Origin of the sequence: Agrobacterium sp. ES01 (assembly GCF_050320885.1) — a bacterium.
GTDB lineage: Bacteria > Pseudomonadota > Alphaproteobacteria > Rhizobiales > Rhizobiaceae > Allorhizobium.
This window is the reverse complement of the sequence record NZ_JBNQTH010000001.1, coordinates 923,173-946,296: the sequence shown is the minus strand read 5'-3', so window position 1 is coordinate 946,296 and position 23,124 is coordinate 923,173. Positions and strand designations below refer to the sequence as shown.

23 protein-coding genes are annotated in these 23,124 nt (G+C 61.6%); 11 read left to right on the top strand and 12 right to left on the bottom strand.

Annotation, left to right across the window (positions count from 1 at the left end):
- Positions 1 to 39: 39 nt before the first annotated feature.
- Positions 40 to 657, bottom strand: a complete 618-nt coding sequence (locus ACQQ2Q_RS04735) for a HupE/UreJ family protein (RefSeq protein ID WP_428185866.1) — start codon at positions 655 to 657, stop codon at positions 40 to 42.
- Positions 658 to 820: 163 nt separating this feature from the next.
- On the opposite strand from ACQQ2Q_RS04735, the gene ACQQ2Q_RS04730 reads away from it, so the two are divergent.
- The 3 genes from ACQQ2Q_RS04730 to ACQQ2Q_RS04720 are packed head-to-tail and all read left to right on the top strand — an operon-like array spanning position 821 to position 2,814.
- The gene (locus ACQQ2Q_RS04730; RefSeq protein WP_428185865.1) at positions 821 to 1,426 is read left to right on the top strand and encodes a HupE/UreJ family protein; all 606 of its coding nucleotides are present in this window, start codon (positions 821 to 823) and stop codon (positions 1,424 to 1,426) included.
- Between the two features lie 15 nt (positions 1,427 to 1,441).
- Positions 1,442 to 2,194, top strand: a complete 753-nt coding sequence (locus ACQQ2Q_RS04725) for a hypothetical protein (protein WP_428185864.1) — start codon at positions 1,442 to 1,444, stop codon at positions 2,192 to 2,194.
- Positions 2,191 to 2,814 (top strand): DUF1007 family protein, encoded by a 624-nt coding sequence (locus tag ACQQ2Q_RS04720; RefSeq protein WP_428185863.1) that lies wholly within the window; start codon positions 2,191 to 2,193, stop codon positions 2,812 to 2,814. The genes ACQQ2Q_RS04725 and ACQQ2Q_RS04720 overlap by 4 nt, the downstream gene beginning before the upstream one ends.
- Here the strand turns inward: ACQQ2Q_RS04720 and ACQQ2Q_RS04715 are convergent.
- From ACQQ2Q_RS04715 to ACQQ2Q_RS04705, 3 genes are all read right to left on the bottom strand, one after another.
- Positions 2,811 to 3,239, bottom strand: a complete 429-nt coding sequence (locus tag ACQQ2Q_RS04715) for an OsmC family protein (protein ID WP_428185862.1) — start codon at positions 3,237 to 3,239, stop codon at positions 2,811 to 2,813. The two genes, ACQQ2Q_RS04720 and ACQQ2Q_RS04715, sit on opposite strands and share 4 nt — an antisense overlap.
- Before the next feature lie 48 nt (positions 3,240 to 3,287).
- The gene (locus ACQQ2Q_RS04710; RefSeq protein ID WP_428185861.1) at positions 3,288 to 4,169 is read right to left on the bottom strand and encodes a LysR family transcriptional regulator; all 882 of its coding nucleotides are present in this window, start codon (positions 4,167 to 4,169) and stop codon (positions 3,288 to 3,290) included.
- Positions 4,170 to 4,311: 142 nt separating this feature from the next.
- Positions 4,312 to 4,761, bottom strand: coding sequence for an Rrf2 family transcriptional regulator (locus tag ACQQ2Q_RS04705; protein ID WP_428185860.1), 450 nt, complete (start codon positions 4,759 to 4,761; stop codon positions 4,312 to 4,314).
- Between the two features lie 138 nt (positions 4,762 to 4,899).
- On the opposite strand from ACQQ2Q_RS04705, the gene ACQQ2Q_RS04700 reads away from it, so the two are divergent.
- Positions 4,900 to 5,805 (top strand): NAD(P)/FAD-dependent oxidoreductase, encoded by a 906-nt coding sequence (locus ACQQ2Q_RS04700; protein WP_428185859.1) that lies wholly within the window; start codon positions 4,900 to 4,902, stop codon positions 5,803 to 5,805.
- Between the two features lie 25 nt (positions 5,806 to 5,830).
- On the opposite strand, the gene ACQQ2Q_RS04695 is transcribed toward ACQQ2Q_RS04700, so the two are convergent.
- On the bottom strand, positions 5,831 to 6,907 hold the full coding sequence (locus ACQQ2Q_RS04695) for a D-alanine--D-alanine ligase family protein (RefSeq protein ID WP_428185858.1): 1,077 nt from the start codon (positions 6,905 to 6,907) through the stop codon (positions 5,831 to 5,833).
- A gap of 160 nt (positions 6,908 to 7,067) precedes the next feature.
- Between ACQQ2Q_RS04695 and ACQQ2Q_RS04690 the strand changes: the two genes are divergently transcribed.
- Positions 7,068 to 8,558, top strand: coding sequence for a PLP-dependent aminotransferase family protein (locus ACQQ2Q_RS04690; RefSeq protein WP_428185857.1), 1,491 nt, complete (start codon positions 7,068 to 7,070; stop codon positions 8,556 to 8,558).
- A gap of 308 nt (positions 8,559 to 8,866) precedes the next feature.
- Here ACQQ2Q_RS04690 and ACQQ2Q_RS04685 read toward each other — a convergent pair whose 3' ends face one another.
- Positions 8,867 to 10,465, bottom strand: coding sequence for a DUF4166 domain-containing protein (locus ACQQ2Q_RS04685; RefSeq protein WP_428185856.1), 1,599 nt, complete (start codon positions 10,463 to 10,465; stop codon positions 8,867 to 8,869).
- Complete coding sequence (locus ACQQ2Q_RS04680; protein WP_428185855.1) at positions 10,462 to 10,911, bottom strand: thiol-disulfide oxidoreductase DCC family protein; 450 nt, start codon at positions 10,909 to 10,911, stop codon at positions 10,462 to 10,464. The genes ACQQ2Q_RS04685 and ACQQ2Q_RS04680 overlap by 4 nt, the downstream gene beginning before the upstream one ends.
- A gap of 598 nt (positions 10,912 to 11,509) precedes the next feature.
- Between ACQQ2Q_RS04680 and ACQQ2Q_RS04675 the strand changes: the two genes are divergently transcribed.
- On the top strand, positions 11,510 to 11,983 hold the full coding sequence (locus tag ACQQ2Q_RS04675; protein ID WP_428186481.1) for a VOC family protein: 474 nt from the start codon (positions 11,510 to 11,512) through the stop codon (positions 11,981 to 11,983).
- 48 nt (positions 11,984 to 12,031) lie between these two features.
- Here ACQQ2Q_RS04675 and ACQQ2Q_RS04670 read toward each other — a convergent pair whose 3' ends face one another.
- Complete coding sequence (locus tag ACQQ2Q_RS04670; RefSeq protein WP_428185854.1) at positions 12,032 to 13,219, bottom strand: TCR/Tet family MFS transporter; 1,188 nt, start codon at positions 13,217 to 13,219, stop codon at positions 12,032 to 12,034.
- A gap of 400 nt (positions 13,220 to 13,619) precedes the next feature.
- Here ACQQ2Q_RS04670 and ACQQ2Q_RS04665 point away from each other — a divergent pair, with 400 nt between their 5' ends.
- Both ACQQ2Q_RS04665 and ACQQ2Q_RS04660 read left to right on the top strand, forming a co-directional pair.
- Positions 13,620 to 15,116: a CoA-acylating methylmalonate-semialdehyde dehydrogenase gene (locus ACQQ2Q_RS04665; protein WP_428185853.1), complete on the top strand. Its 1,497-nt coding sequence runs from the start codon at positions 13,620 to 13,622 to the stop codon at positions 15,114 to 15,116.
- Between the two features lie 222 nt (positions 15,117 to 15,338).
- Positions 15,339 to 15,989, top strand: a complete 651-nt coding sequence (locus ACQQ2Q_RS04660) for a pyridoxamine 5'-phosphate oxidase family protein (RefSeq protein WP_428185852.1) — start codon at positions 15,339 to 15,341, stop codon at positions 15,987 to 15,989.
- A gap of 30 nt (positions 15,990 to 16,019) precedes the next feature.
- On the opposite strand, the gene ACQQ2Q_RS04655 is transcribed toward ACQQ2Q_RS04660, so the two are convergent.
- The gene (locus ACQQ2Q_RS04655; RefSeq protein ID WP_428185851.1) at positions 16,020 to 16,937 is read right to left on the bottom strand and encodes a DMT family transporter; all 918 of its coding nucleotides are present in this window, start codon (positions 16,935 to 16,937) and stop codon (positions 16,020 to 16,022) included.
- Between the two features lie 156 nt (positions 16,938 to 17,093).
- Complete coding sequence (locus tag ACQQ2Q_RS04650) at positions 17,094 to 18,134, bottom strand: Fe(3+) ABC transporter substrate-binding protein (protein ID WP_428185850.1); 1,041 nt, start codon at positions 18,132 to 18,134, stop codon at positions 17,094 to 17,096.
- A gap of 173 nt (positions 18,135 to 18,307) precedes the next feature.
- On the opposite strand from ACQQ2Q_RS04650, the gene rirA reads away from it, so the two are divergent.
- The gene (gene rirA / locus ACQQ2Q_RS04645; RefSeq protein ID WP_428185849.1) at positions 18,308 to 18,778 is read left to right on the top strand and encodes an iron-responsive transcriptional regulator RirA; all 471 of its coding nucleotides are present in this window, start codon (positions 18,308 to 18,310) and stop codon (positions 18,776 to 18,778) included.
- A 31-nt stretch (positions 18,779 to 18,809) separates the two neighbouring features.
- Complete coding sequence (locus ACQQ2Q_RS04640) at positions 18,810 to 19,346, top strand: gluconokinase (RefSeq protein ID WP_428185848.1); 537 nt, start codon at positions 18,810 to 18,812, stop codon at positions 19,344 to 19,346.
- 158 nt (positions 19,347 to 19,504) lie between these two features.
- On the opposite strand, the gene ACQQ2Q_RS04635 is transcribed toward ACQQ2Q_RS04640, so the two are convergent.
- Positions 19,505 to 20,809, bottom strand: a complete 1,305-nt coding sequence (locus ACQQ2Q_RS04635; RefSeq protein WP_428185847.1) for an NAD(P)/FAD-dependent oxidoreductase — start codon at positions 20,807 to 20,809, stop codon at positions 19,505 to 19,507.
- A gap of 1 nt (position 20,810) precedes the next feature.
- Positions 20,811 to 22,166 carry a glutamine synthetase family protein gene (locus tag ACQQ2Q_RS04630; protein ID WP_428185846.1) on the bottom strand — a complete coding sequence of 452 codons (1,356 nt, stop codon included), beginning with the start codon at positions 22,164 to 22,166 and terminating at the stop codon, positions 20,811 to 20,813.
- A gap of 455 nt (positions 22,167 to 22,621) precedes the next feature.
- Between ACQQ2Q_RS04630 and ACQQ2Q_RS04625 the strand changes: the two genes are divergently transcribed.
- Positions 22,622 to 23,104 carry an SRPBCC family protein gene (locus tag ACQQ2Q_RS04625; RefSeq protein WP_428186480.1) on the top strand — a complete coding sequence of 161 codons (483 nt, stop codon included), beginning with the start codon at positions 22,622 to 22,624 and terminating at the stop codon, positions 23,102 to 23,104.
- Positions 23,105 to 23,124 lie beyond the last annotated feature (20 nt).

The window sequence follows — 23,124 nt, the reverse complement described above, 5'->3', positions numbered from 1 at the left end:
TTTTAGCCGATCAGGGCAGGGGGGTGAAGGCTTGGTCTATCAGAATAGAAGAAAATAGATGCCGCTTGCTGCAATCGCGCCGCCCAGAAGGCGCACCAGCTTGCCCTGCCAGATGCGGCCAAGGCCGTAACCGATGCCGATGCCGAGAATGTGGATGACGCCGGTGGAGACCACGAAGCCGACGGTAAAGGCGGCTGGATCGGCAGCGCGAAGCGTCATCTGTCCGTGCGGATAGCCGTGAAACAGCGCGAAAATGGCAACGATTAAAATGGCGGCCCAATCGGGCGCGCGCCATTGGGCGGCGATAGCGCCGCCCAGCACCATGACCGAAATGGCAATCACCGTGGTGATGACCGGATCGGGCACCAGACCCAGCATGCCGCCGACACCGCCCACGCACATGATGAGCGGAAAGGTGGCGGGCAGCATCCACACGGTGCGCCCGCCCATCTGCGCCCCCCACAGACCGACAGCCAGTATGGCCAGAAAATGATCGGCACCCGCCAGCGGATGGCCGAAGCCGCTGCCGAAACCGCCCATGGGGCCGCCAAGCACATGGGCAAAGGCAGGGGAAGGCAAAAGGCCCGTGGACACAAGCGCAAGGCCAATGCCTGCCAGCCGGGCCAGAGCATGCTGCAGTCGGGATTGGCGTGTCATGGCAAGTCCTCGTTTTCCGCTCCGGGCATTAGGCAGCGATTTGGTCTACAAAGCGGCACAGTTCGGATATAGTCGAGCCGCATGCCCGAACGCAATGTGGTTGGACAACCGCTTGTCCCGAACCCCGTTGGCGAGAAGGCCTGACGAAATGGAGATCTGATCAATGGCTGTGTCGAAAGCCTCATCGCATATCGCTTGTCTGTCCCTTGCAAGTCTCATGGCGCTGGCCATGCTGCCCGGCACCGCAGATGCCCATATCCTGCAGGGTGAGACGGGCGGCTTTCTCCATGGTTTCGAGCATCCGCTCTCCGGCCTCGACCATCTGCTCGCCATGTTCTGCGTGGGCCTGTGGGGCGCGCAGATGGGCGGGCGCACCGTCTGGAGCCTGCCGATTGCCTTTCCGCTGATCATGGTCGCCGGGGGTATCATGGGCATTGCCGGCGTGCCGCTGCCGGCGGTGGAAAGCGGCATTGCCATGTCGATTATCGTGCTGGGCGCGGCCATTGCCTTTGTCTGGCGTCCGCCGGAATGGGTGGCGCTGGCCGTGATCGGCATTTTTGCGATTTTCCACGGCTACGCCCATGGGGCAGAATTGCCGACAGCCACCGATCCGGCCGATTTTGCCATCGGCTTCGTGGTGGCGACCGGCCTGATCCACATTGCCGGCATTGCCGTTGGCCTGGGCTTCCAGCGCGTTCACGCCGGCAAGCTGTCGCGCGCGCTGGGCGGGCTGATCGGCATTGGCGGCCTTTATTTCCTGATCGCCTGACGGGCGTCTGGAACCGTGCCTTTATCCAAGCATGATGGACAATGGCGCCCTGTTGCCGGCATGAGCGCGCTGGCAATGGGGGCGCTTGTTCTCGTGGCATCGGCAGTACTGACCGCGCTTGCCGATGGCAGTCTCGATCACTGGCTGTTGTCGACGACGCTGACGGCGGAACGACTGCTGCCGCTGGTCGGGCTCGGGCTTGTTCTGGGGCAATGTCCGCAGACGCGGTTGAAGCCGGCAATCCTGCTGCTGCTTGCCGGTTTCGTCGGGGGCTATCTCGGCCACCAGCCACTGATGCGGCTTTTGGCACCGCTGCCGGCGGCGCCGACCCATTATTTCCTGGTGGGCCCGATGGCCTGCCTGTTGACCGGCGCGCTGCTGGCGCTGCCACCTTCCATGCGCTTCCGGCCGGGCGTTTTCCTGCTGCCGGTGATCGGTGCAAGCCTTGCGCTGGCAATCCGGCTGTCGGATCCAAGCCTGCATGACTGGCGCTACCCGCCACTGGCCATGCTGCTGTCGGTCTGGCTGGTGTTTGCCATTGCCGGCCTGGCCCGTCTGGTCAACGCGCCCTGGAGCCTGATTGCCGCGCGCGTATTCGGAAGCTGGCTTCTCGCCATCGGCGCGCTCTATGGCGGGGCCTATATGGCGGCCAAGACGGTTGAACTGACGCCGCCGCCTTTCGTGCAGCCAGTTCGCGGCAGCGGCGACTATCCGGGCTTCGGCGCGGTGCTCGATGCCTTCGAGCCTGCGGCGGGGGAGGGGCAATGATGCGGCCTGTCACGGCATTCCGAGGCTGGCGGAGAGCCGGATTGGCGGGCCTGATGCTGGCGATAACGGCCATGCCGGCCGCCGCCCATCCCGATATCGCCGTGACCCTGCGCCTGCTCTTCAACCTGAATGGCGCCGCGCTGACCGGTATCGGCGAAAGCTGGACCTTCGACACCCGCTATAGCCGCGCCCTGATCGACCGCTTCGATCATGACCGCGATGGCGCCTTTGCCGAGGATGAAAAGCAGGCGCTGCGACAAAGACTGGTGGCGGATCTGGGCGGCGGTGCGTTCCTGAACACGCTGACGGCCGGCGATGAGACGGTGGCGCTTGGCGATCCCGCAGGATTCGATGCCGCAATCCATGGACCGGCTGTGACCGTGACCTTCGCCTTCAATCTCGACGCGCCGATCGGACTTGAGAACAGCCAGGCGAGCCTAATGGTGCGCGACGAGAGCTATATCGCTGCCTTTCGACTGGCAGACAGATATCCGGTCATGTTGCGCGGCGATCAAAATGGCAGTTGCCTTGTCAGGAGCGAGGCGGCACCCGACGCTGCCTATTTCGCCGGTCTGGTGGTGCCGGACCGTTTCATCCTCTCCTGCAAACCTGCCCGCTAGCCGCTGACGGTCGTGGTGAAGGTCGGATCGGAGCGGATGGTGTTGGAGACGGTGCAGACCTCGTTTTCGGCGCACTCGGCAATCGCCTGTCGCGTCCGGTCATCGAGATCGCCGACAATGGTGAAGGCGATTTGGAAATGGCCGATCCGCGATGGCCCGTCCTCTGCCTTGTCGCCGGAAACGGCAGCGGTGATTTCGCTAATCCGATCCATGACGCCCAGCTCATGGGCGGCGATGCGCGCGCTCATGGCAAGGCAGGCGGCAAGCGAGGCATAGAGCAGATCGAGCGGGTTGAAGCCGGGCTGCGATGCGCCGGTGACAATGGCAAGCTCGCCTCCGGTTGCGGACGTGACCTGCGGAAAGCCCTGGCGCCCGAGAACGGCAGTGGCACCGACAGGGCGGGCTTTGAGTATGGCAGCAGTCATGGTGAGGGTCCTGACAGTCTGGGCGTGACGATGCCGGGGCGAGCCGGGTTACAGAAAAATTGCCCGTTCCGCATCGACGATCTCCTGCAGGAACTGGGCAACGGTGCGCACCCGCACAAGGGCGCGGGCATTCTCGTGATAGGTGGTCCAATAGGCGCGCGAGATTTCGATCTCCGGCAGAATGCGAATGAGATCGGGATATTGCCGGGCGATATATTTGTGCAGGATGCCGATCCCGGCACCCGAGCGCACAGCCTCGGTCTGGCCGGTGGCGCTGGAAATCTCGAAGCCGGCATTCCAGTTGCGCAGGATCTCGCCGGTATAATTGAGCGAGGCGGAAAAGATCAGGTCTTCCACATAGCCGATGCGCCGGTGTGCGGCGAGTTCGTCCACGGTGCCCGGCGCGCCATGGCGGTCAACATAATCGCGCGCGGCATAAAGGCAGAGCGCATAATCGGTAAGCTTGCCGGATATCAGCCGGCCATGCTCGGGCCGCTCGAGCGTGATGGCGATATCGGCCTCGCGGCTGGACAGCGAAAAGGCGCGCGGCACCGGCACCAGCTGGATTTTCAGGGCCGGATAACGCTCGGTCAGTTGCCCGAGGCGCGGTGCCAGGAAGGCCACGCCGAAGCCGTCCGGCGCACCGATGCGCACGGTGCCGGCCACCGCATTATCGACATGGCCGATGCCGGATTGCGCCGCAAGCATTTCCATTTCCATGCGCTCGGCCGCATGCAGAAAGATCTCGCCCTCCGGCGTGAGCTCGCAGCCATTGGTGCGCCGGGTCAACAGCTTGGTCTTCAGCGTATCCTCAAGCGCCGTGACACGGCGCGACAGCGTGGCGTGATTGACGCCCAGCCGCTTTGCCGCTGCCAGAAACTGGCCTGCACGGGCCACGGCCAGGAATATGCGCACGTCATCCCAGTTCATGGGCAGTGTCCGTTCGGGCGTGGGTAGGAAGGTTCGCGCGCAAATGCATCCCGTCCGTTTCAAGAAAATTGCACAACAATCGATAGTCTGATTGGCTCGCCTGTGCAATTGCCGCAATCAACGCCGAGGCGTATCGCACGCGTCAGTCTCGATGCGGCGGGAGACCGAGGGCTGCCATGCGTTGCTCGAAATCGTCGGCGATATCGGAGAGGCGGATGCCGGCGAAGCGGTCGAGGAGGAGCGTCTCCGCCTCCAGACGTGCCGATTGCAGCGCATCGTTGACGGCAATCTCGACCAGACAATTGGCATGATCGGAGGAGGGCACAAGGCAAAAGAGTTCGGGCCGGTCGAGGGCATCGTAGACATCGAGAAGCGTGATTGCGTTCAGGGGCTTCAGCAACGCCCAGCCGCCGCCATGGCCCTTGACGGACTGCACATATCCGCGCTCGCGCAGGCCCGCCATGGTGCGCCTGACCACGACCGGATTGGTGCTCAGCATCTTGCCGATCATCTCCGAGGTCATCGCTTGACCGCCGCGTTCCAGATGAATGAGCACATGCAGCATGCGCGATAGACGGCTGTCGCCTCGCATTTCGTTTTCCCGTCAGCTTTGAATTCCGGCCGTCACCCTAGCAACCGGAGGCTTTCGCAACAAGTGATGTTACGTGTATTGACGAGGGCAAAGATTCGTAACATAAAAAGATACATGAAAACGAACTGGAGCCATCGCATGTCGCAAACCCATGATGTCATCATTGTCGGCGGAAGCTTTGCCGGCCTTTCGGCGGCCCTGCAGCTGGTACGGGCGCGAAAACATGTGCTGCTGATCGATGCCGGTGCGCCGCGCAATCGCTTCGCCCCTGCCTCCCATGGTTTTCTGGGCCAGGATGGGTCAGCGCCGGCGCAGATTGTGGGCATCGCCCTTTCCCAGCTGCGTCGCTATCCGACCTTCGTCAAGATCGACGGCGAGGCGATGTCGGCGGCTCCGGCGGAGAGGGGTTTCGAGGTGGAACTGTCCGACGGCCGGTGCGTGCAAGGCAAGCGGCTTGTTTTGGCCATCGGGGTTCGTGACCAGCTGCCGGAGATCGAGGGATTGGCGCCGCTCTGGGGCAAAAGCGTGCTGCACTGCCCCTATTGCCACGGTTATGAGATCGACGGCGGCCCCATAGGTCTGCTGGCCTCTTCGCCCCTTGCGCATCACCAGGGGGCACTTCTCCCCGATTGGGGCGCAACGACCGTATTTCTGCAGCCGGGTGTCGAATTTGCCGAGGAAGACACGGCCATGCTCATGAACCGCGGCGTGTCGATCCTGCAGGAGCCCGTGATCCGGCTGATTTCAAAAGGCGAGGCGCTGCAAGCCGCAGAACTGGCCGATGGACGCCGCGTGCCGATCAAGGCCCTGTTCGTGCAGACCCGCGTCAAGCCGGCGTCGCCGCTGGCCGATCAGCTGCGCGCTGCCACGGAGGAGGGGCCGCAGGGGCCCTATATCAAGACGGACGAATGGGGAGCGACCAGCATTCCCGGTCTCTTTGCCGCCGGCGATGCCGCAACCCCCATGCACAATGCCACCTTCGCCAGTGCGGCTGGCGTGAAGGCAGGGATCATGGCGCATCGATCGCTGATCTGGCAGGGATGAGGGCAATTCCCGCAAACGGTTGCGCTCAGTTATTCCGTTCGGCGCGCGCCAGGCCATGGGCCACCAGGCGGTCGATGATATCGGCATAGCCGACGCCGCTTGCCGCCATGGCCTTGGAATACATGCTGATATTGGTGAAGCCCGGAATGGTGTTCACCTCGTTGACGAGGAACCGCATGTCCTCGGTCAGGAAGAAATCCACGCGCGCCATGCCGTCGCAGCCGAGCGCACGAAATGCCCTGGCGGCCATCTCGCGCATCGCCGCCTCGATCTCCGGTGGCACGTCTGCCGGCACCGTCAGGGCGGCACCGCCCTCATCGACATATTTGGCATTGTAGCTGTAAAATCCATGGCTTTCGGCGGGCGTAATCTCGCCGGGCCGCGAGACGAACAGACCGCCTGCCGGATCTTCCAGAACGCTGAATTCAATCTCGCGCCCGTCGATGAATTCTTCGGCGAGCAACGACCGGTCATATTGGAAACCTTCCGCAAGCGCGGGCAGAAACTCCTGACGTCCCGAGACCTTTCTCACGCCCACCGAAGACCCTTGCCGGGCCGGCTTGATGAAGAGCGGAAGGCCGATATCGTCTTCCAGTAAGGCAATATCGGCAGTCGCACTGTCGGTCAGCGTGGCGGATCGGGCAACCGGGATGCCGGCGGCGCGCAGCAACTGTTTGGCTATGACCTTGTCCAGGGCCGTTGCCGAGCCGAGAATGCCGCAACCCGCCAGCGGAACGCGTGCGACATCTGCCAGTCCCTGAACCGATCCGTCCTCGCCATAGGGGCCGTGCAGGACGGGAAAGAGGATGTCGATGATACCGGCTTGCGCCATTGCTCCGCTGCTGTCGATGGCGACCATGCGCCCGCGACCGCCGGGGATCAGGCAGACCTCCGTTCCGCTGTCTGGCTGCGACAGGGTGCCGTTTTCAAACCGGCTCATCAGCCAGCGCCCCTCGCGCGTCACGAAGATCGGGACCGGATCGTATGTGTCGGGGGCCAGGGCCCTCATGACATTGGTGGCCGACAGGACGGAGACGTCATGCTCGGCTGAACGGCCGCCGAAAAGGACGGCAATTCGCAGCCTTTTGTTGGAAACTGTCATCTGGGGCTCCCGATAGGGGTAAGGAAAAGACGGTGGCAAAATGTGTTGGCGTGGCGGGTTTCAAATCCGTGCTTGAAAGTGGATCGATAAAAATGCAATTTGCTCCCGATTTGAAGGGCCACTTTGCATGCGGCGCCTGAGCCACTTGACGGGATGAGGCATGGATCTGAAGAGGCGCCGGGAAAGTCCATCGGCTGGTTTTCACCCGAATATCGATCCCTCGTCGCCGGCCTCTCTGGCGCGGCAACTCTATCTCGATCTGCGGGGCGCGATCGCGAACGGACGTTTGAATGCCGGCCAGCGCCTGCCCTCCACCCGGCTGGCATCGACGGAATGGAGACTGTCGCGGGGGACGGTTGCCGAGGCCTATGACATCCTGATTGCGGAGGGCTATGCCGTCGCCCGCCACGGGTCCGGCACCTATGTCGTATCGGTCTCTCCGGAGACCTTTATCGGGACAGGCAAGCGCAAGGAGCCGCCGCCGCATTCCACGCGTCGCGGTTTGTCGCAGGCGGTGACACAAGTGCTGCGGACTGGCCCCAGTCTGGAGCCGCAAAAGCCGTTGCCATTCGCGACCGGCCGGATTGCCCATGATGATAGAACGGCCGGCCTGCTCACCCGCATTGCAGGACGCCACATGAATTATGCCTTTGAAGGCTATGGCGATATTCAGGGCTTTCCCGAACTCCGGCAGGCCATCACCGCCCATCTGGCGGTATCGCGCGGCGTGACGTGCAAGGCCGATCAGGTCTTCATCACGGCTGGAACGCAGCAGGCGCTCGATCTGGCCTTTCGCGTTCTGGCCTCGCCCGGCGACACCGTTGTCGTTGAAGATCCCTGTTATCCGCCCGCCCGGCAGTGCTTGACGCTCAATGGCGCAAACATCATCGGCCTGCCCGTCGACCAGGACGGGGTGGTGACGGAAACGCTGGCAACAGGCACCTTGCCGCCGCCCGCCCTGTTTTATGTCACGCCATCCAACCAGTATCCGGTCGGCTCCGTTTTATCCCTGCCGCGGCGGCTGGAGCTTCTGGCCTATGCAAGCGAGCATGGCTGCTGGATTGTCGAGGACGATTACGACAGCGAATTTCGCTATGACGGCCATCCGATTGCCTCTCTGCAGGGCCTCGATCAGGCCAGTCGCGTTCTCTATACGGGCACGTTCAGCAAGGCATTGCTGCCCAGCCTGCGGCTCGGCTATCTCGTCGTGCCCGCCGATCTCGTGCCGGTATTCCGGGCCATTCGCCCGGCGCTCGACCGCTGTCCGCCCACCTTTCAGCAGCGTGTGGTCGCCGATTTTCTGAACGAGGGCTATTTCCCCTCGCACCTGCGCCGACTGAGGGAGCGTCTGCGGGGCTCCAGAGATCTGCTGGCGGGTCTCCTGAAGGAGCGGATCGGCGAACATCTTTCCGTCGTGCTTCCGGATCAGGGGATCAATCTGACCGTGCGCAGCACGGGCACCTGGGGGGATGACACAGCGGTCTCGGACGCCGCGTTGAAGCGCGGCGTTGTCGTCATGCCGCTCTCGCGCATGAATGTGGTCTCGCGCGACACCTCCAGATTGATGCTGGGTTTTTCCGGACTGTCTGAAGAGGAAGCGGATCGCGGCACGATGCTTCTGGCGGAGACATTCGGGCGAAGAGAGTTTTGAACACGGTCGGGCGAAAGAGGCACGTCTTGCGGCGACACTTTTGCGAAGGCGAAGCGGCTTGTTGGGGAGCGTTCACAGCGTGTTCAATGGGGTGGATATGCCGCGATTGACTGAGTTGGCGATGGTGCAACCCCAGGCACAATGCCACCTTCGCCAGTGCGGCTGGCGTGAAGGCAGGGATCATGGCGCATCGATCGCTGATCAAGCCCGTGACCCAAAGTCCCGATTCGGAAAGGGTGCGCGGGGAAGGATGATTGGCGAGGCGCGTGGTCGCGTCGTTTTATGACTTTGATCAACGGCCATGGGGACTACCTGGTTCGCGAATGTCCGGGCTCGAGCGTTCCCCGATAATGCACGAGCAGGTCGCCTGTGATCGGTGCGGACAATTTTACGTCAAAATGAAAACGGCCATCGCGAACATATTCCTTTGCCTCGGAAACGGGCAGAAGCCATCGGGGCAGCGGGAGAGGGCCGAGCCTTCCTGATAAGACGGGGTAGTGCAATGCCTGGTCGCTTACTTCAAGTCCAAGCAGAAATGTGAACGGTCCGAAACGCTCGGTCATGCCCTTGCGCGTTGGCGTGAGTTTCGAGGTGAAGCGATATTTTCCAAAGCAGCGGATCCAGATCTCGCCCGACGCTATGACACGCTTAGTCACCTCGATGGTTGTCTGGTCAGAAGCCTTGGGAAAGCTGAAAATCCGAGCGATGAGGCGGCTCCACAGACTGGTGCCACGTTCGACACTGGCATGGCCGTTCCAGTAGGCGGTGTCCGCTGTCATGTGGGTGTTGCGGATGATCTGTGGAAGGGTCGCGAAACCTGAGCCGAGCACTTTCGCAAAAATGGGCTCAAAAGTTTCGGACACGCGTTCGATTGAAACGTTGAGGTCGGACATCGCCGCCTCCGCTTCTTCCAATGTTATTGCACACAGTGCCGGGCCAGCGCCTACCGGGAGAATGTCACGGCGCAGCAAGGCCCGGGCGGCGATTGCCGGAATGAAAGGCCCATTGCCATCCTCTACCAACAGACGCCAGTAGCGCTTCTCTCCGCCGGAGATCACCATCACAGACATGCCGCCTGTTCCGCTGCCAAAGGGGGCCAGCAATTCGGCTGCATATTTGACCGCATGCGCAATCGGTCCTGTCACGCGAAAGGGAAAAACGCGGCGAAGCGCGGCGAAGAATGCGAGACCGTAGCGCATCACCGCCAGCTCGAGACCGGCACGGAAGAGTACCGTCCCTGCCTTAAAATAGCCGGGGAAGAGCACGATGTCTGGAACGGATATTTGCCAGCCTTGCCGGATTGTGCCGTCAGGTAACTTATAGTCTGCTGGATCCGACCAGCCGGTGGTTGTCAGCCACGAACCGCCGCGCCAGACCTGCATGGGGCTTCCCGCTTGCGTGAGAATGGAATGGATCACCGACAGCCCGCGCGGGCTGCGATTGCCGGGTAGGATGGCGGTGTCGATCATAATGGGAGCGTCGTTGGCCGCCAAGGCCCGGACGGCGGCGCTGGACAGCGCAGGCACAGTCGAAAGGCCAGACAGAACACAAATCCCGGCAGTGCGCGCCGCAGCGTCGAGTTCCGCAATGCCCGCGCAGAACCCGGCATCGTCGGACAGGTCGAGATAGTGCATTTGCGCTGTAATTGCGGCCTGCGCCAGCCGGTAGCGTTCGTCACCGTAGGAATGGAATGGACCGGCAGCATCGATCACCACCTGATGGCCCGCCAATTCCGTCAAATTGCCCTTGCGATCCATTTGGACGGCGGCACAGTCCAGTTCGGCAGCCAGACGTTTCGCCGCTCTGAGATCGCGTCCCGCAATGGTGACGGTATGACCATCGCGCACCAACAAGCGTGCGAGTCGCTCTCCGAAAACGCCATAGCCGCCTAGCAGGAGTACTTTCATCGCATAAGTCGTTTTTGCAGTTTGGGATCAGGAAGGGCACACAGGTCACTACGACCGAATATCGCATAGCGATTGCGCGCCAGCCAGTTATAGAGTTTGTGCCGCACACCTTTTGGAAACAGCCTCAAGATGGCGGTCATGTGCCCCCATCCTCCGAAGGTTCGACCTGCATGTATCACGGCTTCGAAATCCGTGTGTACAATGCCGTCATCGAGAAAGAGCCAGCTTGACGGGTCATCCGCTTTGAAGCCGTAATGGTGCAGCAATGCGGAACCCAAAGGTGACTGGATCGGGCATATCCGCACCGTACCCGAGCGGTCGAGCCGGTTGATCATGCGGGCGCCCCACGAACAGATTGCGCATTTGGCATCCATCACAGCAACCGGCGCACTATCGTCGAAATCAGGAACTGTGGGGTCATCCCTGTAGGAAAAACGTTTGGTCATGGCAATTACGCTATCGATGTGGAAATGAGCGACTATAGCGGAGAGGTGGAGAAGGTCTAGCGCGATGGAGAAAGCCCGCCCCATTCGGTGGGATGCGCCCGTCTCGACCGGGGAGACGGCTGCCGATGGGTGCAGTCGAGGCACGATGCTTCTGGCGGAGACGTTCAGACGACGAGAGTTTTGAACACGGTCGGGCGAAAGAGGCACGTCTTGCGGCGATACTTTTGCGAAGGCGAAGCGGCTTGTTAGGGAGCGTTCACAGCGTGTTCAACGGGGCGGATATGCCGCGATTGGGTGAGTTGGCGATGGTGCAACCCCCATGCACAATGCCACCTTCGCCAGTGCGGCTGGCGTGAAGGCAGGGATCATGGCGCATCGATCGCTGATCTGGCAGGACTGACGATCCTCGATGATGATGAGGGCGGGCGGCAGGCGTCCAAAGCTGCCTGTCCTGTCTCCTTCTATGTCGCGGCGTCGCCGGATCGATGCTAGTTTCCGCTGGGGAGGCCGCATGCAATCGTGCCCTCCCCAGCCTTGAGGAGGACGCGGCCGGGCAGCCACCCGCCGCGTATGCGAGAGGAGCGCGAAAAAGATGGCAATGGCAAAGAACACGATTTGCCTCTGGTATGACAGGGACGCGGAGGACGCTGCCCGCTTTTATGCCGAGGTCTTTCCCGACAGTTCGGTCGGCACGGTATACCGCGCGCCGGCCGACTTTCCCTCCGGCAAGGCGGGCGATGTGCTGACCGTCGAATTCACGGTCGCCGGCGTGGCTTGCATGGGTCTCAATGGCGGCCCGGCCTTCGCCCCTGACGAGGCCTTTTCTTTCCAGATCTCGACCGAGGACCAGGCCGAGACCGACCGCTACTGGAACGCGATCGTCGAAAATGGCGGCAAGGAAAGCGCTTGTGGCTGGTGCAAGGACCGATGGGGCATTTCCTGGCAGATCACGCCGCGCGTGCTGATGGAAGCGCTGGCCGCCGGTGGCGACGAGGCCCGGCGCGCCTTCGCCGCGATGATGGAAATGGGCAAGATCGACGTGGCGAAGATCGAGGCGGCCAGACGCGGCTGATGCTGGGTGACGGGCGTGGCCCTGCGACCGCGCCCGCCGGCTCCGGCCTTATCGCGCCGTCACCGCAACGGCCGGCCGCAGGCCCATGACGACAAGCGCGCCGAGCGCATAGAAGGCGATCACCGACAGCCAGATCGCGCCCGGCCACTGGTCCCGGACGCTGAAATAGAGACCCGAAAAGATAAGCGGCGCTGCAATCGATGCCAGGCTGACCAGCGAGGCGAGCACGCCCTGGAACTGGCCCTGTCGATCGGCGTCGACCTGGCGGGTGGCGAGCGATTGCAGCGCCGGCATTCCGACGCCGCCAAAGGCAAAGACCGGCATGACCGCGAAGATCACCCAGCCTTCGGTGGCGAAGGCCATGACGCCGAGCGCAAGGCAGACGCCGGCAACACCGCCGAGCACCGCGCCGCGCTCGCCGAGCCGCTTGACCGCCAGGCCCGGAAGAAAGGCCTGGACAAGCGTCTGGCAGAGGCCAAAGGCGCCGAGCGACAGGCCGATATGCAGGCCGTCCCAATGAAAGCTGTCTGCACCCCAGAGCGCCCAGCAGGTGCCATAGGCCTCGCCGGTCGCGCTGAACAGCAGGAAGACGAGGATAAGCGGCAACAGGTGTTTCATGGCCAAGGCCCAGCGCAGCGGTGCCAATGGATTGAGGGCGGCAAGATCGATCTTGCGACGACCCGCTGTGCGCGATTCCGGCAGGGCGAAGACGGCGACGAGCAGGTTGGCGGCGTTCAGCAGCGCGGCGGCGATGAACGGCAGCCGCATCCAGATGTCGCCAAGCACGCCGCCGAGCACGGGACCGATGATGAAGCCCATGCCGAACATGGCATTGGTCAGGCCGAAGCGCCGGGCTCGCTCGTCTTCGCGCGAGATGTCGGTGATATAGGCCATCGAGACCGACATGTTGGCGCTAGTCAGGCCCGCGATGGCGCGACCGACGAACAGCATCCAGAGGCTGGGCGCGAATGCCAGGACCAGATAATTGACCGCAGCCCCGGCAAGCGAAATCAGCAGGACCGGGCGGCGGCCGAGGCGGTCGGAGAGGGCGCCCAGAACCGGGGCGCAGAGAAATTGCATGGCCGCGTAGAGCGCGGTCAACGTGCCGATCAGGGTGGCGACATTGCCGCCCTCGGCGACGTCTTTCAGCAGGGAAGGGAGGATCGGGAAGATCAGGCCGATGCCCACGGCATCGAGCAGGATTGCGGTGAAGATGACAAACAGGGGCTTGGTCATGACGGTGTGCTCCGGCCGATCGGCGCGGCACCGCAAAGCGTCCACGGCTTTGCTGCCCGCCCGAGCGGCGTGAAAGGGTTCAGGTTTTTTCGGAAGCGCTGGCCGATCCTGCGCCAGGGCAGGGCCGACGTGTACTTGACCGCCTGGACGCCAATTCGTCCACCGTCTTACTCCGCCATTGGCGGATCATGGGAAGCGGTCGCTTTTCGCGACGGCGACTTTTTACGCCGGATCGGCAATCCTGGCAAGCCGTCGGTTATAGGGTGCCGGTCGGATGCAATCCGGGCGCCATTGTTCCGCCTTGTGTTTGTTTTCGCACAACGGATGCGTAAAGCCTCGCGTTGCGTTGTGCGCGTGAAAGCGCATACTGGCCCCAACGAAATCCAAGGAGGGATCATTCATGTACGAGATCGGTCATTTTATCGGCGGCAAGAAGGTTGCCGGCACCAGCGGGCGCACAGCCGACGTCTTCAATCCGGCAACGGGTGAAGTTCAGGCCAAGGTTTCTCTGGCAAGCGACGCGGAAATCCGGGCCGCCGTCGAAAATGCCAAGGCGGCGCAGCCGGCATGGGCAGCGACCAATCCGCAGCGCCGCGCGCGCGTGTTCATGAAATTCGTCGAGCTTTTGAACCAGAACATGGATGAACTGGCCGTGATGCTCTCCAAGGAGCACGGCAAGACGGTGGAAGACTCCAAGGGCGATGTCATTCGCGGCCTGGAAGTCTGCGAATTCGTGATCGGTATTCCGCATCTCTCCAAGAGCGAGTTCACCGAAGGTGCCGGTCCGAACATCGACATGTATTCGATCCGTCAGCCGGTTGGCATCGGTGCGGGCATCACCCCGTTCAACTTCCCCGCCATGATCCCGATGTGGATGTTTGCACCCGCCATCGCCTGCGGCAATGCCTTCATCCTGAAGCCGTCCGAGCGCGACCCGTCCGTGCCGATCCGCCTGGCCGAACTGATGATCGAGGCCGGTCTGCCGGAAGGTATTCTCAACGTCATCAACGGCGACAAGTCGGCTGTGGATGCGCTGCTGACGGACCCTGATGTCGGCGCGATCTCCTTTGTCGGCTCCACGCCGATTGCCCGCTATGTCTATGGTACCGCGGCGTCCAACGGCAAGCGTGCCCAGTGCTTCGGCGGCGCCAAGAACCACATGATCATCATGCCCGACGCCGATCTCGATCAGGCCGCAAACGCCCTGATGGGGGCCGGCTACGGTTCGGCCGGCGAGCGCTGCATGGCGATTTCGGTGGCGGTTCCCGTGGGCGAGGAGACAGCCAACCGGCTGATCGAAAAGCTGACCCCGATGGTCGAATCCCTGCGCATCGGTCCCTATACCGACGACAAGGCCGATCTCGGCCCTGTGGTCACCAAGGAAGCGCAAAAGCGCATCATGGGCCTGATCGACAAGGGCGTCGAGGAAGGCGCAAACCTCGTGGTCGACGGTCGCGATTTCAAGCTTCAGGGCTATGAAGACGGCTATTTCGTCGGCGGCTGCCTGTTCGACAATGTCACGCCCGACATGGACATCTACAAGACCGAGATCTTCGGTCCGGTCCTGTCGGTGGTGCGCGCCAAGAACTACGAAGAAGCGCTCGAACTGCCGATGAAGCATGAATACGGCAATGGTGTTGCCATCTACACCCGTGACGGCGATGCCGCCCGCGATTTTGCCAGCCGTATCAATATCGGCATGGTCGGCGTCAACGTGCCGATCCCGGTGCCGCTGGCCTACCACTCCTTCGGCGGCTGGAAGTCTTCCTCCTTCGGCGACCTGAACCAGCATGGCACGGATTCGATCAGGTTCTGGACCCGCACCAAGACGGTCACCAGCCGTTGGCCATCGGGCATCAAGGACGGTGCCGAATTCGTCATGCCGACGATGAAGTAAGGGTTCAGTCGCGTTTTCCATGGACGGACAGGCAATGGACGGACAGGGCTCTCTCCCCGCATCGGGGCGAGGGCCTTTTCCGTGTCCGGCGTGAGGGGCGAGCCGGCCCGGGCCTTGATCGAGCGGCCAATGTGGCGTAGTCCTGGTTCTGAGGTACGTACATCATGTTGTTGGGCGGCTGTAGATGCTGACGGGAGCGCGGCCAGCCGGGAGGAGAATCCAATGGAGAAAATGACGCTCGATCCGGCGTTCGATATCGAGGATTTGCAGGCACTTGCCGGACTTTACGGGCCGACGCACGAGATGGCGCTTTTGAAGTGTCAGCCGACGCTCGGCACCCATGCGAGGGAATTCATTTCCCGCTCGCCCTTTTTATGCATCGGCACCCAGAGCGCCGAGGGCAAGGCCGATATCAGCCCGCGCGGCGATCCGGTGGGCTTCGTGCAGGTGCTGGACGACAAGACGCTGGCGATCCCCGACCGGCCCGGCAACAACCGCCTGGACACGCTGAGGAATATTCTTTCCAACCCGACTGTCGGGCTGCTTTTCATGGTGCCGGGTTTCGATGACACGCTGCGGGCAAACGGTCGCGCGCGCCTGAGCCGCGATCCAGCGCTTCTGGCAAGTCTGCAGGTGAATGGCCGGCTGCCGACGTTGGCAATCGTGGTGGAGGTCGAGGAGGTCTTCATGCATTGCGCCAAGGCATTCCGGCGCTCGAACCTATGGAACCCCGGGCATTATCAGGATCGCAAGTCGATGCCCTCGCTGATGAAGATCATTCTGGACGAGACGAAGGGCGCGCCGGCGGATGAGGGGCAGATGCGCAAGCTCGACGACGACCTGGAGGTCGAGTACCGCAACACGATCTATTGAACCTGGGCGGCGCCGGCGATCCGGGGGGCATCACATCCGGTCGGCGAGGCTGGTCTCGCTGAGCGGCTGCTTGTTGTGCCGGTGTTCGCGCCAGACGATGTAGAGACCGCTTGCCATGATGATGGCGGCTCCCACCAGCACCGCGAATCCGGGTTGTTCGCCCCAAAACAGCCAGCCGAGCAGGGTCGCCCAGAGAAGGGCGGTATAGTCGAAGGGCGCGATGATTGCCGATGGTGCGAAGCGGAAGGCCTGGGTGACCAGCGTCGTGCCGATCGTGCCTGTCAGGGCGAGGGCGGCAAAGAACGGCAGATCGCTGCTGGCGACCGGCTGCCAGACGAATGCCGATACGATGCCGCTAAACAAGGCGCCGAACATCACCAGATAGAGCATCAGCGTCCAGACGCTGTCGCGCGGATCGACGAAGCGGGCGCCCACCATCAGGAAGGCATAGAAGAAGGCGGTGCCCAGCGACAGAAGCGAGGCGAGCTGGAAAGTGGCGCTGCCGGGCTGGACCGCGATCAGCACGCCGACAAAGCCGGCAATCACGGCGCTCCAGCGGCGCCAGCCCACCTGCTCGCCGAGGAAGAGTGCCGAAATGGCTGTGATGATGGCCGGCGCGATAAAGACCAGGGTCGTCGCCTCTGCGAGCCCGAGATAGCGCAGGCTGGTGATGAACTGGAAGGCGGCACCCAGCCAGAGCAGTCCGCGCAGAAGATGGGCCGAAGGACGGTGCGATATCAGCGCCGCCTTGCCGCCCAGACCGAAGGCGATGAGCAGCGCGAAGGGCAGGGCGATCATGTTGCGGATGAAGAGGATCTGAAAGACCGAGTAGCCGCTCGTCAGGTTTTTCGCCAGCGCATCGTTGACGGTCAGCAAGGCAATGCCGATGCACATCAGAAGAATGCCCTTGCCCGCTTCCGAACGTGTGTTCCCAGCTTCTGTCTGCATCACGCCTCCCCCTTATTCCTCGCCGGGACATTGAGCAGAAAGCGATCTTGCCGACAAGGCCGGCGACGGCAGAAGCCGTGCAAAGAAAGACACAAAAAAACCGGCCCGATTGGGCCGGCTGGTCACAGATGAACTCGTGTGAGCTGACGTCGATCGTCAGTCCTGTGGGCCGTCGTTCAGCCCCACCTTGTCCACCAGTTCGGAGGCAAGCTTGCGGTTGGCGGCGATTTCGGAAAGAGCCAGCGTATCGGGCTTGATCTTGCCGAAGGACTTCACGATCTCGGACGGTTCCACGCCCGGCATGACCGGATATTCGAACACCTGCTCGCCATACAGCTTCTGTGCCTCGCCCGATGACAGGAATTCCATCAGCTTGATGCCATTGTCCTTGTTGGGGGCATATTTGGCCAGCGACATGCCGGAGATGTTCACATGGGTTCCCCGGTCGCCGGAATTGGGAAACAGGATCTTCATCGCTGCGGCCCAGTCCTTTTCTTCCGGATCCTTGTCGTTGGTCATCATCAGGCCGACATAATAGGTGTTGCCCAGCGCAATATCGCATTCACCGGCATAGATGGCCTTGGCCTGGCTGCGGTCATTGCCATCGGGCTTGCGGGCCAGATTGTCGCGCACACCCTTCAGCCAGGTTTCCGTGTAGTCGGCATCATGATGGGCGATCATCGAGGCAATCAGGCCGATATTGTAGGAATGCTGGCCATCGCGCATGCAAAGCCGGCCCTTCCACTTGGGATCGGCGAGTTCTTCATAGGTGATTTCGGTTTCCGGAACGCGCTCCTTGGAGGCATAGACGACACGGCCGCGGGTGGTCAGCCCGAACCAGTCCCCATCGGGATCGCGAAAGTGGGCCGGGATATCCTTGTTGACCAGTTCATCGACCAGAGGTTGTGTGACGCCGCCATCCTTGGCCTCGACCAGACGACCGATATCGACGGTGAGAATCACATCGGCCGGCGAGTTCTGCCCCTCGGCCGCCATGCGCTCCACCAGTCCCTTGTCGAGGAAGAGCACATTGGTCTCGATGCCGGTTTCCTTGGTAAAGGCATCCAGAAGCGGCTGGATCAGTTCCGGCTGGCGATAGGAGTAGATGTTCACTTCGCCGTCAGCGAGCGCTGTGCCGGTACCTGCCAGCAAAGCGACAGGCACAAGAGCGGCACGAAGGGTGTTGATCGGGTTCATGGAAACCTCCGGGTAGAAAGCAATTCTTGAGTGTGGTTTTCATGATTTTATGCTAGGTGTCAACGACGACTCGGCGTCTCACGGAGACGTGATGTCAAAAGTTGAGTATTTTGGAATTGTTCAAAACTACAAAGCAGGTTATATAAGTGCTCAACGGAATTAGGGAGTTCAGCATGCGTTTGACAAAGCAGACAAATTACGCGGTGCGCATGCTTATGTATTGCGCGGCCAATGATGGCAGTCTGAGCCGTATTCCCGAAATTGCCCGAGCCTATGGTGTGTCTGAACTGTTTCTCTTCAAGATTTTGCAGCCGCTCAACAAGGCCGGTCTGGTGGAAACCGTGCGAGGCCGTAACGGCGGCGTGCGCCTTGGGCGTGCAGCCGACAAGATCACCCTGTTCGATGTGGTCAAGGTGACCGAAGACAGTTTCGCCATGGCGGAATGCTTCGAAGATGACGGCGATGTGGAATGCCCGCTGATCGATAGCTGTGGTCTCAACTCGGCGCTGCGCAAGGCTCTGAACGCGTTTTTCGAGGTCCTGGCGCAATACACGATCGACGATCTGGTGAAGGCCCGTCCGCAGATCAATTTTCTGCTTGGCATTGACGAGCTTGCCCCGCGCACTGTATCGCCGGCTGCCTGATCTTAATTTTCGAAGAAGCCCGATACAGTCAATGTCTTCCCAATCCGTTCTTCGCCGCCCATGCGCGGTTATCGTCATGGGCGTCAGCGGTTGCGGAAAGTCATCCGTCGGTGCGGCAATTGCCGAACGTCTGGACCTGCCCTTCATCGAGGGCGATGTCCTGCATCCCCGGGCCAATGTGGAAAAGATGTCGCGCGGCGAGCCGCTGAACGACGATGATCGCTGGCCCTGGCTGGAAGAGATCGGCACGCGCATGGCAGACGCGCTCGACGCCAATGCCGGCATTGTGGTTTCCTGCTCGTCACTGAAGCGCATTTATCGCGACCGCCTGCGCGACGCCACCGGCAACCGCCTGACCTTCGTCTATCTCGACGGCAGCCGCGAACTTCTGACCGGCCGCATGGGCGCTCGCACCGGTCATTTCATGCCGCTGTCATTGCTCGACAGCCAGCTCGCCACGCTGGAAGTGCCGACCGGCGAACCGGGCGTGGTGACGGTCAGCATTGATCAGAGCGTGGATGCGATTGTCGAAGAGGCGCTCAAGGGCTTGGCTGCGATTGCCGAATAAGGTCGATCTCGACTGATCCGCAGGCGAAACAGCACAGGCCGGCTCATCCGCCTTCAGGAGCCGACACGCCACGAATACGCTCGAACGCGTGGTCAATATTGCCCAACGCGGCTCTTTTCCAAGGTTCGCGGCTGCGATGCTTGGCTTGACGCTTTCCCTTACACGCCGAGCTTGTCGCGCATGCCGTACCACCAGGCACCGAGCATGGTGAGCGGTACGCGGAAGGTCTTGCCGCCGGGGAAGGGATAGGCCTGCAGCGAGGACCACACGTCGAAACGGCTGGCATGGCCGTTGACGGTTTCGCCGAGGATCTTGCCGAGCAGATGCGTGGTGGTGACGCCGTGACCGCTGTCGCCGTGGGAGAAGAACACATTGTCGGCAAGCTTGCCCATATGCGGAATGCGTGTGAGCGTCAGCGCGAAATTTCCGGACCAGGCAAAATCGATCTTCACATCCTTCAATTGCGGGAATGTCTTCAGCATATTGGGGCGGATGACGCCGGTCAGATTGGCCGGGTCCTGACCGCCGTAACCGATGCCGCCGCCATAAAGCAGGCGGTTGTCGGCGGTGCGGCGATAGTAATCGAGCACGTAATTGGCATCTTCCACGCAATAATTGGCCGGCAGAAGGTCCTGGATGAATTTGGCATCCAGCTGTTCGGTTGCCATGACCTGCGAGGACACCGGCATCATCTTGTCGGTGATCTTCGGCAACAGGCCGGTCATATAGGCATTGCCACAGACCAGCACATATTTGGCGGTGACCTGGCCCTTGTCGGTCTTGACCACCGGGTTGGCGCCCATCTTCAGGTCAATCACGCGGGAGTTTTCAAAGATCCTGCCGCCGAGGCTTTCGACAGCGGCCGCTTCGCCCAGCACCAGATTGAGCGGATGGATATGGCCACCACGCTTGTCGATCATGCCGCCGGCATAGCGGTCGGACTTTGCATATTTGCCGACATCGGACTTCGACACCATTTCCAGTCCGTCATGGCCGTGCTTTTCCCAATGGGCTTTCACATGGGCCATTTCGCGGATCTGCTTGTCGGTGAAGGCGGCAAAGAAGCCGCCATCGACGAGATCGCATTGGATGCCGTATTTCGCCACGCGCTCGCGGATGATCGCGCCGCCTTCCAGTGACATCTTGCCCAGCGCATCGGCCTTGTCCTGGCCGTAACGTCTGGCGATGGTTTCCAGATCGCGGCTATAGCCATTGACGATCTGCCCGCCATTGCGCCCTGACGCGCCATAGCCGACGCGTTCACCCTCGACAACGATGACGGAATAGCCGTTTTCGGCCAGCTGCAGGGCTGCCGAAATGCCGGTAAAGCCCGCACCGATGATGCAGACATCGGCCGACAATTCGCCAACCAGCGGATCGCGCACACGCTTGTCATTGGCCGAATGGGCATACCACGACGGCGCGTGGCCCGGATTGGTGGCAGAGGTTCTGTCAGTGCTCATGTCATACCGTCCTGATATAGGCGTCGTATTCGACGTCGGTCACGCGCAGGGAAAATTCGGAGATTTCCTGCTGTTTGCAGGCCGTGTAAAGGCCGCGATATTTCTGTCCGAGTGCCGCATAGGCAAAGCTCGATTTGGCAAAGCGCTGAACCGCATAATCCCAGTTGGTGGGAAGCGGCTCATGATTGATCGCATGGTCGTCACCGGTGATGGCGCCGCCGGGTGCAAGCTTTTCCTTCATCCCGGCAAGCGCTCCCGACAGGATCATGGCCAGAACCAGGTATGGGTTGGTGTCGGATCCGGCCACGCGGTGCTCGATACGGGTGGCCGGCTTGGGCGAGGGGATGACGCGCACCGCCGCCGAGCGGTTATCGATGCCCCAGGAGGCATAGGTGGGTGCGTGTTCGGAAGGGCGCAAACGCCGATAGGAATTCTGGTGCGGAGCAAACACGGCCATGCTCTCGCCCATGTTTTCCAGAAGGCCGCCGACCGCATGCATCAGCTTTTCCGACGGACCGTTGTCACCGGCAAAGATATTGTTGCCCTTCTCGTCGAGAATGGAAAAATGCACATGCATGCCGCTGCCGGCCTGCCGGCCATAAGGCTTGGCCATGAACGTGGCATCCAGATCGCTGGCGCGCGCCACACCCTTGACGATGCGCTTCAAGAGAACTGCATAATCGGCAGCCGCAAGCGCATCGGGCACATGGTTGAGATTGATTTCATACTGGCCGGGGCCGTTTTCGCGCAGCGTGGTATCGGCGGGCACGCCTTGCGCGCGGGCCGCTGTCGAAATGCCGTGAAACACTTCCTGGAAATCCTGCAATTCGGAAATCGACAACACCTGCGTCTGGCCGGTATGCCAGCGACCGTCACGCGTATTGGGCGGACGCACCGGATCGAGCGCCGAGCGCACCGGGTCGATCAGATAGAATTCCAGTTCGGTTGCCACGACAGGCGTGAGCTTCAGTGCCTTGTAGCGATCCAGCACATTGGCAAGCGCCCGGCGCGGATCGGCATAAAAGGGCTTGCCGTCCACTTCCATATGCAACAGCACCTGGGCAGTGGGGCGCGACAGCCAGGTGACACGCGACAATGTGCCGGGCACCGGGAAACACATGCCATCGGGATCGCCGGTCCCTTCGGCAAGGCCAGCGGCATTCACGTCGCGGCCCCAGACATCGAGCGCGAAGACCGAGCGCGGCATGGCCATGCCCTTGGTCAAAACGTCGAGTGCCCGTTCGCGCGGGATCCACTTGCCACGCGGCATGCCATTGACATCGATCACGAAGGCTTCAAGCACTTCGATATCGGGATTGGCATCTAAAAAGGCTTTGGCTTGGCTTTCAATGTCCATAAGGCACCGGGTCTTGAGTCAATGATCTGATTTGAAACGCAAATGAAGCGCAGGCGCAAGCAGCGCCGCTAACGGTCGGCAACGTCCGCGTTGTAAATCAGAAATCGACGCATGTCCCACATATCGCCCCGGAGAAAACTGGTCGAATGACCAGAAATGACGGTAGCATGGTGCCAGCCACTTTGCCAACCCGGGGCAGGACAGCCCGGCCATTCCGGTTGCGCCGACCCACGAGTGACGCCTCTGGGCGTGTATTCGGCGCTTTGCAACCTCGGGCTTTACGGTTAAATACTGACACAATTGGGTCGGCATCAAAATTACTGTCGTTACGCGTCCTTTCGCACCTGCGGAGGACACCGGGGCCCGCCCGCTATGGCTGGAGCGCTTCAACGCCTTCGACGATGTCTTGCATGATCTGAACGAGAGGGAGAATTTCCGTGGGCGAGACGGATCATATGTCCAACGACAGACGCACGCATGTGGAGCGAGGGTCCGATCACGACCTCTCCGTCACCCGCAGCTTCGATGCCCCGGTCAGGCGGGTGTTCGAGGCTTGGGTCGCACCGGCACTGTTCAAGCGCTGGTGGGCACCGAAATCTCTCGGCATGACGATCCTGTCCTGCGAGATGGATGTTCGAACCGGAGGCGGCTACCGGCTTGAATTCGGCCATCCGGACGGCGAGCAACCCATGGTCTTTTACGGCAAGTATCGCGAGGTGGTGCCCGGGGTGCGCCTCGTCTGGACGAATGAAGAGAGCGAAGACGGTGCCGTGACGACCGTGACCTTTGAAGAAAAGGATGGCAAGACGCAGCTGGTTCTGCATGAACGCCACCGCTCAAGGGAAGCGCTGGAGGAGTCCTTTCAAGGCATGGAAAGCTGCATGCCGGAGCAGTTCGACCAGCTGGACGCATTGCTGGCGAGCCTGAAGGCGGGCTGATTGACGCAGCTGAAGCCGAC